Origin of the sequence: Burkholderia sp. E168m23, assembly GCF_016586125.1 — a bacterium.
Lineage (GTDB): Bacteria > Pseudomonadota > Gammaproteobacteria > Burkholderiales > Burkholderiaceae > Burkholderia > Burkholderia orbicola.
Genome location: NZ_BCPP01000139.1, coordinates 1 through 10,134, shown reverse-complemented (window position 1 = coordinate 10,134; position 10,134 = coordinate 1). Strand labels below are relative to the sequence as shown.

General features: G+C 67.2%; 14 protein-coding genes. 8 read left to right on the top strand and 6 right to left on the bottom strand.

What is annotated here, in order from left to right; translation table 11 throughout:
• Positions 1 to 307 precede the first annotated feature (307 nt).
• Positions 308 to 1,051 (bottom strand): DUF695 domain-containing protein, encoded by a 744-nt coding sequence (locus JMF90_RS10130; RefSeq protein ID WP_201316905.1) that lies wholly within the window; start codon positions 1,049 to 1,051, stop codon positions 308 to 310.
• A gap of 190 nt (positions 1,052 to 1,241) precedes the next feature.
• Between JMF90_RS10130 and JMF90_RS10125 the strand changes: the two genes are divergently transcribed.
• The 5 genes from JMF90_RS10125 (at position 1,242) to JMF90_RS10110 (ending at position 3,116) form a co-directional block, all read left to right on the top strand.
• Positions 1,242 to 1,550 carry a hypothetical protein gene (locus JMF90_RS10125; protein WP_011545327.1) on the top strand — a complete coding sequence of 103 codons (309 nt, stop codon included), beginning with the start codon at positions 1,242 to 1,244 and terminating at the stop codon, positions 1,548 to 1,550.
• Positions 1,551 to 1,590: 40 nt separating this feature from the next.
• Complete coding sequence (locus tag JMF90_RS40700; RefSeq protein WP_201316906.1) at positions 1,591 to 1,839, top strand: hypothetical protein; 249 nt, start codon at positions 1,591 to 1,593, stop codon at positions 1,837 to 1,839.
• A gap of 100 nt (positions 1,840 to 1,939) precedes the next feature.
• Positions 1,940 to 2,482, top strand: coding sequence for an aspartyl-tRNA synthetase (locus JMF90_RS10120; RefSeq protein WP_201316907.1), 543 nt, complete (start codon positions 1,940 to 1,942; stop codon positions 2,480 to 2,482).
• Positions 2,479 to 2,619, top strand: a complete 141-nt coding sequence (locus JMF90_RS10115) for a hypothetical protein (RefSeq protein WP_201325079.1) — start codon at positions 2,479 to 2,481, stop codon at positions 2,617 to 2,619. The genes JMF90_RS10120 and JMF90_RS10115 overlap by 4 nt, the downstream gene beginning before the upstream one ends.
• A 23-nt stretch (positions 2,620 to 2,642) precedes the next feature.
• Positions 2,643 to 3,116, top strand: coding sequence for a VOC family protein (locus tag JMF90_RS10110; RefSeq protein ID WP_012328424.1), 474 nt, complete (start codon positions 2,643 to 2,645; stop codon positions 3,114 to 3,116).
• Between the two features lie 76 nt (positions 3,117 to 3,192).
• Here the strand turns inward: JMF90_RS10110 and JMF90_RS10105 are convergent, their stop codons facing one another.
• Positions 3,193 to 4,164 carry a diguanylate cyclase gene (locus JMF90_RS10105; protein WP_201316908.1) on the bottom strand — a complete coding sequence of 324 codons (972 nt, stop codon included), beginning with the start codon at positions 4,162 to 4,164 and terminating at the stop codon, positions 3,193 to 3,195.
• Between the two features lie 263 nt (positions 4,165 to 4,427).
• Here JMF90_RS10105 and JMF90_RS10100 point away from each other — a divergent pair, with 263 nt between their 5' ends.
• Complete coding sequence (locus JMF90_RS10100; protein WP_201325078.1) at positions 4,428 to 4,655, top strand: hypothetical protein; 228 nt, start codon at positions 4,428 to 4,430, stop codon at positions 4,653 to 4,655.
• Between the two features lie 149 nt (positions 4,656 to 4,804).
• Here JMF90_RS10100 and JMF90_RS10095 read toward each other — a convergent pair whose 3' ends face one another.
• Both JMF90_RS10095 and JMF90_RS10090 read right to left on the bottom strand, forming a co-directional pair.
• Positions 4,805 to 5,428, bottom strand: a complete 624-nt coding sequence (locus tag JMF90_RS10095; protein ID WP_012328425.1) for a phospholipase D family protein — start codon at positions 5,426 to 5,428, stop codon at positions 4,805 to 4,807.
• A 344-nt stretch (positions 5,429 to 5,772) separates the two neighbouring features.
• A complete protein-coding gene (locus tag JMF90_RS10090; protein WP_201316910.1) occupies positions 5,773 to 6,261 on the bottom strand; it encodes a helix-turn-helix domain-containing protein in 489 nt (162 codons plus the stop codon).
• A gap of 187 nt (positions 6,262 to 6,448) precedes the next feature.
• Between JMF90_RS10090 and JMF90_RS10085 the strand changes: the two genes are divergently transcribed.
• Entirely contained in the window at positions 6,449 to 6,886 is a 438-nt protein-coding gene (locus JMF90_RS10085; RefSeq protein WP_201316911.1) for a PaaI family thioesterase, read from the top strand.
• A gap of 147 nt (positions 6,887 to 7,033) precedes the next feature.
• Positions 7,034 to 8,086 (top strand): NADP(H)-dependent aldo-keto reductase, encoded by a 1,053-nt coding sequence (locus JMF90_RS10080; RefSeq protein WP_012328428.1) that lies wholly within the window; start codon positions 7,034 to 7,036, stop codon positions 8,084 to 8,086.
• A gap of 98 nt (positions 8,087 to 8,184) precedes the next feature.
• Here JMF90_RS10080 and JMF90_RS10075 read toward each other — a convergent pair whose 3' ends face one another.
• Positions 8,185 to 9,471: an MFS transporter gene (locus JMF90_RS10075; RefSeq protein WP_201316912.1), complete on the bottom strand. Its 1,287-nt coding sequence runs from the start codon at positions 9,469 to 9,471 to the stop codon at positions 8,185 to 8,187.
• A 36-nt stretch (positions 9,472 to 9,507) separates the two neighbouring features.
• Positions 9,508 to 10,134: peptidase dimerization domain-containing protein (locus tag JMF90_RS10070; protein ID WP_201325077.1), on the bottom strand; the 627-nt coding region annotated here is incomplete at its 5' end.

Genomic DNA, 10,134 nt, shown 5'->3' with positions numbered 1-10,134 from the left:
GGCCCGGTCAACCATTTCCCCGCTCGCTCGCGCAGGAGCGGGGGCTTTTTGCCCCTCGACGCCGGAAGGTTGCGTCGGCGGAACCGGACAGGCGTTCGGCGGGCTGCGCGACGGCACTCGTTCGCACCCCGACATCCGTTCGCCCGATCCGTACGAATTGCTTTCCTCGTGCCTGAGCGAACCCTCAGGCCCATCGCCGGTTGTTGCCGGCGATGCCTTGATCCCGGCGGCGCGTAACAACGCTGCCGGGATGTTTTTTGCGTCGCATGCGTGTCGTCACATCACGCGCAACCGGCACGCACTCCGCTTAACCTGCCTGTTCAACGCTGGTTTCCCATCCGTCGTAGTTCCCGCCGAGCGCGCGTACCTCGCGACTGAGCGCGACCGTATGGCGCGTGATGTCGGCAAGCGCCAGCGTGCTTTCGTGCGAAAACCGCACCGCCGACTTGCCGTCTTCGGTCGGCGCGACCGATTCGACCGGATAGCCTTTCGCTTCGGCCCAGTCCGCGAACTGGTGCGCGTCGCTCGGGTCGGGGAAGTATGCCCAGTGCATCACGCGCCGGCTCACGTCGGGCGCGTCGCCTTGCTGCCGCAGCCCATCCAGCGTGCGCATGTCGCGCATGATCTGCCAGTCGTCGTCGGTCGGGTAGAGCGTCTGCCAGTATGTCGTCTTGTCCGGATCGTCCTGATGGGCATACTGCAGCGCATAGGTCGTCTGGTCGGCCAGCGAGTCGACGATTTCCGCGGCTGCTTCTTCGTCGAACGGCACGTAGAAAAGAAAATCCCGGTTGCCGTCGACGGTGATGCGGCCGACCTGCACGCCGCCTTTCGCGATGATCGCGGCGTCGAGCAGATCCTCGATCTTCGCGAGATCGGCGAATTCGTCGCCGGTCGGCAGCCCTTCAGGCGATGGATGCACAAAGGGGACCCGCACGCTGAGCAGCGACGTGCGCGGATCGCCTTCGGCGATTTCCGCGAAGCCGTGGTTGAAGCTGATGAAAGCCTGATGGTCGCCCATTCTGGCAGGGAAGGTTCCCCAGGCGTCGCTCATGTGTTTCTCCCGTACACGATCGTCTGTTGACGGTTGCAAAGCGTCCCAATGTATCATCGAAAATCGCGTTGGCCGAAGCAGCGCACGCGATCGCAGGCCGTGCGCGCCGCGCGGGCGAGATCCGGGTTGGTCGCAGCGCGCCGCGCGCCGCATGCATGCGGCCGGCCGCAAAAATTCAAGGGAGATGCCGATGTCGACGTTTGCGGTGAATGGTGTCCGAATCGATCCGCTCAGCGCGCGCGTGACGCACGTGCGCTGGGCGGCCGTGAACCCGGCCGATCGCTCGTGGGCGGCGACGCCCCGCGAGGCCCCGGTGGCGGACGTGGCGCGCGCGCTCGCGTCCGGTAACGATGTCCGCGCGATCTTCTCGGCATCGGACACCACCGCAATCGGCCCCAGGCTGAAACGCGTGCTGTATCGCGATGCGTCCGAAGGCATCGAACTCGACATCGATGCAACGAGTGAGTCGCGCACGTTGCGCGATCTGCCGCAGATCTGACTGCGGGCCGTTACTCAAAACGAATCGCGCGAGCGTACTCATGATTCTCTCCAGATTCGCCATCGCCCCGCTGGCATTTGCGCTCTGTCTGGCGCTTGCCGCCTGCCAGACCGCGTCCGCGCCTGCGCCCGTGCAACCGTCGCCCGAGACCGCGTCGGCGACCGTTCCCGCCTCGTCGCCGCCGGCCGCGCCGATTCGCGGCATGGGCGTCGCGCCTCGTCTGGCAGGGCAGAGCCACTGGGCCATCGGGCAATGCACGACCAACGGTACCGTCAAGGTATGCAATTGACCGACGTCGGCGCAATGGCGCGTGATTCGCGCAGGGATCGGAATCCCGGCGTGCCGCCCGCGCCGATGGGCCGGCGGCCGTCGACACGAGCCAGCGGGCAATGAACGACGAACGCGAAACGACGGATTCGGGCTGGCACGTCGATCTCGTCGACGGAACGGTCACCGGTTCGTTGCCGGTCACGCTGGCAGTCGACAGCCGGAGCCTGAAAAGCAGGGCGGCCGTGTGTGCAGGGCTCGCCGCGGCGACCTTGTGTGGTTATGTGGCTGCCCCGACGCTCTGGCCGGTAGCGGCGCTGGCCGTGTTGCTGGCGCTGGCCAGTGCCGCGTTGTTCGTCTCGTCGCGGCGCAAGCTCGCGCTGCAGGTCGACGAGACGGGCTTCCGGCTGATCGGCTCCGCGCGCGAAAAACCCGTCACGCCGTGGCGTGACGTCACTGGATTCCGGATCGTCAGCGTTGCCGGAAATCGTTACATCGGCTATCAGTTCTCCGCCCATTCGTCGCGCACGAAGGTGCCGGGCGGCGTGATGCTGCCGATCGCCCGGTTTGCCGATCTTCCGCTCGATGCGGTGGCCGCGTTGCTGGAAGCCTGCCGCCGTCAATTCGGCCTGCCGGACGAACCGGCCGACCGAACGGGCCGATGACGCCCGATGCGGCGTCCTGCGCCCTCATCAGTCAGGCGAACAAAAAAATCCTGGGCACCGTGTCGATTTCCGTCGGCGTCGTCCGTCGTAGCATCGGAGGCGTGCGCATCGCGCGTCCGTCCCGATTTTTGATATGACAACCGACTGAAGGAGCGACACCATGCCCACGTCCGTCAAGCCGATCCCGGAAGGGATGCGCACGCTGACCCCGCATCTGATCTGTGCGGGTGCAACCGCGGCCATCGATTTCTACAAGCGCGCATTCAATGCGACCGAACAGTTTCGCCTCGCGATGCCCGACGGCCGGCTCGCGCATGCGTGCCTTGCGATTGGCGATTCGACGCTGATGCTGGTGGATGAAATGCCCGAGCATGGTGCGCTGGGCCCGAAGGCGCTGAAAGGCACGCCCGTCTGCCTGCATCTGTACGTGCCGGACACCGATGCGGCGATCGCGAAGGCGGTCGAAGCCGGCGCGACGGTCACGATTCCGGCCGCCGACATGTTCTGGGGCGACCGTTACGGGCAGGTCGAGGATCCGTTCGGGCATCGCTGGTCGCTGGCGACGCATCAGCGCGACCTGACGCCCGAGCAGATCGCGGACGCAATGGCCAGCGCGCCGCCCTGCGGCAGTTGAACCGGCGCCTTGTACGCTCGTGGCCGAGCGCGGCGCGCCCGGTTGATCCCGCCGCGCCCGCTTCGCTCGCCTGCGGTCATGCGCCGGCCGTCCTGCCGCGCTGCTTGTGTTCGTACATCAGGCGATCGGCCGACGCAAGCAGCTCGGCGACGGTGCGATGACGTGCGCGATCATAGGCAACGTGGCCGACGCTGAAGCGGATCGCATAGCCGCGTGCGTCGGCTGCGTTGCGCTGCGCGAGCGCCTGCGTCACACGTTCGACGGGTTCGGCGACATCGGCCGGATCGGCGGCGCTCAACAGCACGACGAACTCGTCGCCGCCGAGCCGTGCGATGACGTCGCTGTCGCGCAGCGCACCCGTCAACGTCTCGGCGAACGCCTTGAGCGCGCGATCGCCTTCGGCGTGACCGAAGCGGTCGTTGATCGCCTTGAAATCGTTCAGGTCGAAGAACAGCAGCACGACGTGACGGCCGACGCGATCGCACAGGCTCAGCACATGGCGGGCCAGAATCTCGAAGCCGCGCCGGTTCGTCAGCTGCGTGAGTTCGTCGGTGGTCGCGAAATGCAGCGCGGCGATCTCGCGCTCGGTCATGTGGGCAAGATCGCCGAGCAGTGCGAGTTCGTCGGGTTCGAGCGAGCGGGGGCGCGTGTCGATCAGGCACAGCGTGCCGACGGGGGCGCCGTTCGGTGCGGTGAGCGGCCGGCCGGCGTAGAAACGGATGCCGGGCGTGCCGGTGACGAGCGGGTTGTCGTGGAAGCGATCGTCGTTCAGTGCATCCTGGATCACCATCGTATCGCCCGAGAGCAGTGCGTGCGCGCAGAACGATACGTCGCGCGGCGTCTGCGTGGCGTCGAGGCCCGCATGACTCTTGAACCACTGGCGATTCGCGTCGACGAGGCTGACGAGGGCGATCGGTACGTCGAACAATCGTCGCGCGAGACGCGTCAGGCGATCGAAGCGCTCTTCGGGCGGTGTATCGAGGATCGAGAGCGAATGAAGCGTATCGAGCCGGGCCGCCTCGTCGGCCGGTTTCGGTGCGATTTGCATAGGTCTTGTCTCTTGTCCCGGCCGTCGAGCCGTCATGGGTCGTACGTCGGACAGTATCGCGCATTCTTCGATGCATCGCCATGCCGCACGTCTCGCGGCTGCGGGGATCGGCTCCGTGAGGGCCGGCGAAGATACGGTGAGAAGCCGGTGTCATCGCCCCGTGTTGCGTCCTGATGCGGAATCGGGCAGCCGATACCTCAAGGTGCGCGTCGCCATGCCGTAAAACAGGACGAGTCCAATCGTTCATCGCATCCCATCGCACCATGGTTCGAATTCTTTACGCGGGTTATCTCGCGTTTGCGCTGTATCTCCTTTACCCGTTGGTGCACGACACGCTGACATTCAGTACCGATTGCGTGCGCAGTGCGCTGCCGATGGGTGCCCCCTGGCTGTCGCCGAATGCGGCAAGCAGTGCGGACGAGCACGCGAACCGCTGTGTGTCGAGCCCGCATGTCGGCATCGCGACCGGGCGGGGGCCTGACATCCATTGAATGCGGCGGCGTTGCGCGCGACGGGCGCTTCGCAACGCGGCATGCTGGCCATTCGGCCGAATTGAACATCGGGCCGCGCTCGCCGATCATCTGCAACACGTCGCGTGCATGCGAGCGATCGGGCGTCGGGCGAGAGCGCGTGTCGCGCGTCAGTAACTGGAGCGGTACGGCGTGCCTTGATCGAAGCGGCTTTGCCAGTGCGTGAGGTAGCGCGACGCGAGTTGCGGATTGTTCCAGACCACCACGACGTTCTCCGAATTGCGGCTGGCTGCCGACGCGCTGTAGTTGAACGAACCCGTTTCGACGTGCTCGGCGTCGATCACGAGGTACTTGTCGTGATGGATCGCATAGGCGTCGATCGTGCGCGTCGGAATGCCCGCGTTGACGAGCAGGTTCAGTGCCTGCTTGCTGTTCTTCGCGCGGTTGCCCTTGTCGTCGACGACCACCGCGACATTGACGCCGCGGCGCTTGGCGGCAAGCAATGCACGCGTGACGGGCGGCGACGTGAACGAGTAGGCGGCAACCCGGATCGAGCTGCGCGCCGCGCCGATCGCTTTCAGCACGAGCGCCTCGGCGCCGCCGTCCGGCGAGAAGGCCGATTCGACGACCTGGGTCGCGGGTGCTTCGTGAGTGGGAGCCGGCAGCCATCGCGACACGAGGTCGATCGCTTGCTGGAGCAGCGATTCGCTTTGCGTCTTGCCGAAGGCGGCGAACGGGGTGGCGAGCAGGGAAGCGGCGAGACAGGCGGCGGCGAGGCGATTGCGCGACAACATCTTGGACAGCGAATAATTTCGAGACAGCGGGCCGTGAGTGTAACGCACGCGTGGCGGCCCGGTCACGTGCGGATGCGAAGCGCTGGTCCACGCGGTGATCGGCACGGGTGGAGAGGGTGACGCAAAGTTGCGTCATGCAGCCCGCGTGTGCGAGCGGGGCGATCGACGGATAGCGGATCGGGCCGCGATGGCATGCGATTGCGTTCGTCGTTGCAAGGCGCTTGCGTGGCGAGCAACGCGCGCGCCCCGGTTGGAAGGACCTGGACTCAATGCGGCCCATGGCCGAAGCGTATGTGCAGCGAGTGCGTCAGACAGTCATTCGCGAGCCGCGTGTAGCGCGTCCGTCAATCCCTGGCTGCAGACGCCTCAGCCCCGTCGGACACGATCCACCCGGGCCCGGGCTCGGGCTGCACGTCGCGCGCGTCGAGTGGTTCGCCACAGGCCGAGCACACGGTCACCGCGTGAATCAGTTGCCCGCAGGTTCGGTGGCGCAATTGCACCGGCGGCCCCTGGCCGTCGTCCTTCCAGCGGTCGCCCCACGCCATGAGCGCGAGCAGGGCCGGGTAGAGGTCGAGCCCCTTTTCGGTCAGCCGGTATTCGAAGCGCGGCGGGCGCTCCTGGTACGCGCGCTTGACGAGCACGCCTTCGTCGACGAGTCGCGCCAGCCGTTCAGCCAGCACGTGGCGCGTCACGCCAAGCTGGGTCTGGAACGCATCGAAGCGGCGGCAGCCGAGGAACGCGTTGCGCAGGATCAGCATGGTCCAGCGGTCGCCGAGCACGGCGAGCGTGCGCGCGACCGAACAGTTCAGCGTGCCGATGTCATCCCATTTCATCGTCGAGTCTCTCGTCTCTTGCGGCGGTCGTGCGGCGGTTCAGCGAAATAGCGGGTTCGATTATAGAACCCGCCTTCGGTCGCAACGGGCGCGGCCGCGTTGACAACGGCCGGCATCGTTGACAATAATGAGTTCCAATTTAGAACTTACTCGCGCGGCGACGCGCTTTCAACCCGGAGACAACCCGATGAACCCGTTTTCCCTGTCTGGCCTCGACCTGCTGCGTGCCGCCGTGTCGGGCGACGCGCCCTTGGCATCGATTTCCGAGACGATCCCGATGCGTCCGCTCGACGTCGAGCTCGGTTACGTGAAGTTTTCGGCGCGGGCGGACGGCCGGCACCTGAACCCGCTGGGCGGTGTGCACGGCGGGTTCGCCGCGACGGTGCTCGATTCGGTCACCGGGTGCGCGGTGCATTCGATGCTCGACGCGGGCGTCGGTTACGGCACCGTCGATCTGCACGTGAAGATGCTGCGGCCCGTGCCGCGCGACGTCGAGCTGATCGCGGAAGGGCGCGTGATTCACCTGTCGCGTTCGCTGGGTGTCGCGGAGGGCACGCTGAAGACGCCGGACGACAAGATCGTCGCGCACGCGTCGGCGACCTGCTTCATCCAGCGGCCGCAGTGACGGGAGGGGGCGACACCCCCGTCCGGGCGGGCGCGTGAGCGTGCGGAGCAGCGCCGAAGGCCGCTTGTAAGCGTGCGCGGGGCCCATCTGAAGCAGTGGCTTCAATGTGATAGCGTTCCTGCTTTCCACCGACGCGACAGGAACAGCATGGAATACCGCACACTCGGCGATTCGGGCATCGAGGTCAGCCTGATCGGTCTCGGCACGATGACGTGGGGCGAGCAGAACTCGGAGCGCGACGCGCACGAGCAGATCGACTACGCGCTCGGACACGGCGTGACGCTGATCGATGCCGCGGAGATGTATCCGGTGCCGCCGAAGCCCGACACGCAGGGCCGCACCGAGCAGTACATCGGCACCTGGATCGCGCAGCATCGCGCGCAGCGCGACCGCATCGTGCTCGCAACGAAGATCGCCGGGCCGGCGCGGCAGCCGCACAATCCGCGTCATATTCGCGGCGAGGGCAACCAGTTCGACCGCAAGAACCTGACCGAAGCGCTCGACGGCAGCCTCAAGCGCCTGCAGACCGACTACGTCGATCTCTACCAGTTGCATTGGCCCGATCGCAGCACGACCACCTTCGGCCGTCCCGCGTATCCGTGGGTCGACGACGCGTACACGGTGCCGATCGAGGAAACGCTCGGCGTGCTCGCGGAATTCGTGAAGGCCGGCAAGGTGCGCGCGATCGGCGTGTCGAACGAAACGCCGTGGGGTGTCGCGCAGTTCCTGCGCGCGGCCGAGCGGCTCGGGCTGCCGCGCATCGCGAGCATCCAGAATCCGTACAGCCTGCTGAACCGCACGTTCGAGAACGGGCTGTCGGAGTTCACGCATCGCGACGGCGTCGGCCTGCTCGCGTATTCGCCGCTCGCATTCGGCTGGCTGTCGGGCAAGTACGAGAACGGCGCGCGTCCGGCCGGCGCGCGGATCACGCTGTTCGAGCGCTTCCAGCGCTACAGCAAGCCGCAAGCCGTCGAGGCGACGTCGCGTTACGTCGCGCTCGCGCAGCGTCACGGGCTGTCGCCCGCGCAACTGGCGCTCGCGTTCGTCAACAGCCGCCCGTTCGTGCGCAGCAACCTGGTCGGCGCGACGTCGCTCGAGCAGTTGAAGGAGAACATCGGCAGCGTCGACGTGACGCTGTCCGACGAGATCCTCGCAGAGATCGACGCATTGCACGAACGGCAGCCGAACCCGGCGCCGTAAACGGCGCGCGGCCCGCGCGGCAGCGATGCCGCGACGGGCCGAGTCGCACCGAGTCCGGCGGTTTCAGCGGCAGCCTTGCTGCGCCGCCGTTTCTCGCGTCAGCGCATTTTCAGCCGCGTGCGCGCGACGAACAGCGCGGCGAGGCTTAGCAGCGCACATCCCATCAGATAGAGCGCCGGCGACAGCCGGTTGCCGGTCGTGCTGATCAGCCAGGTGATGACGAACGGCGCGAAGCCGCCGAACAGCGTGACGCCGGTGTTGTAGCTGACGGCGAGCCCGGTGGCGCGCGTCTGCGACGGGAACAGTTCGGCCATCAGCGCCGGCAGCGCGCCGCAGTACATCGCCTTCAGCGCGCCGATCCAGACCAGTGCGGCGAGCATCGTCGCGAACGACGCGTGGCGCGTGAGCCACGCGAACGTCGGCCACACGGTCAGGAGCATCAGCACGGCCGCGACCGCCATCATGCGGATTCGCCCGGTGCTGTCGGACAGATGGCCGACGACCGGCGTGACGAGCGTCAGCACGAAGCCGGTCGCGAGCGTCGCCGCGAAACCGGTCGATGCGGGTAGCCCGAGCTGCTTGATCGCGTAGGTCGGCATGTACAGGATCATGTAGTTGATCGCGGTCGAGATCACGAGCGCGCCGACCGACAGCAGCAGCCGCAGCTTCTGATCCGCGAACAGTTCGCGCACCGGCGCTTCGGAGCGCGCCTGCGTCTTGAACTCGACGCCTTCGTCGACGTAGCGGCGGATGTACAGCCCGACCGGGCCGATCGCGAGGCCGAACAGGAACGGCACGCGCCAGCCCCAGCTTTCGAGTTGCGCGGTGGTCAGCGTGGCCGTCAGCAGCGCGCCGAAGCCCGACGCGAGCAACGTCGCGAGGCCCTGGCTCGCGAACTGCCAGCTCGACATGAAGCCGCGCCGCTGCGGCGCGTGCTCGACGAGAAACGCGGTCGAACTCGCGAATTCGCCGCCGGCGGAAAAGCCCTGCATCAGCCGCGACAGCATGATCCCGAGCGGCGCGAGCATGCCGATCGATGCGTAGGTCGGCATCAGCGCGATCAGCAGCGTGCCGGCCATCATCATCGCGATCGACAGCAGCAGCGACGCCTTGCGGCCCGCGCGGTCGGCATACGCGCCGAGCACGAAGCCGCCGATCGGCCGGATCAGGTACGACAGCCCGAACGTGCCGAGCGTCAGCATCAGCGACGTCGCTTCGCTCGTGGCCGGGAAGAACAGCTTGGCGATCGTCACCGCGAAGAAGCCGTAGACGATCAGGTCGAACCATTCGAGTGCGTTGCCGATCGACGCCGCGAAGATGATGCGCCGGATCTTCGCGGCGCTGGGGCGCGCGGCGTCCTGCGAGGTCAGGGTGGTCGTATTCATCGTGTGTGCAGGTCCCGTGAAAAGGGGCGAAGCGCGTTACAGGGCGGCGCCGGCCGCGGCGGATGCCGCGCGGCGAACGGGCGGCGCGTCGTCGCCGAGATCCCAGAAGAGGCCGGCCATCATCTGCAGCCCCTCGCTGACGACGCTCGCGAGCAGATGCTCGTCGGGCGCGTGCTGCGAGCACGCCGGGTACGAGTGCGGCACCCACAGCGTCGGCAGCCCGAGCGTGTCGGCGAACACGTCGTTCGGCAGCGTGCCGCCGAGATTTGGCAGGATCGCGGGCTTCTTGCCGGTGGTGCGCGCGAGCGACGCGACGGCCCAGCGGACCCACGGATCGTCCGGCGGCACGCGCGTCGCCGGTGCGCCGCGTTCGACGTCGATCTCGACGTCGGCGAAGCCGTGCGCATCGAGGTGCGCGCGCAGGTGCGCCTGCAGCGCTTCCCAGTCGGTGCCGACGACGAAGCGCAACTGGCAGTGCGCATACGCGGCGGGCGGGATCGCGTTCACGGGATGCTCCGGATTGCCGGCCTTGAACGCGAGGATTTCGAGCGTATTCCAGCCGAACACGCGCTCGGCCGCGGACAGGCCGGGCTCGCCCCAGTCGGCGTCGAGCGCCGGGTCGCCGGGACCGCCGCCGACCGACAGATCGGCGAGCGCGTCGCG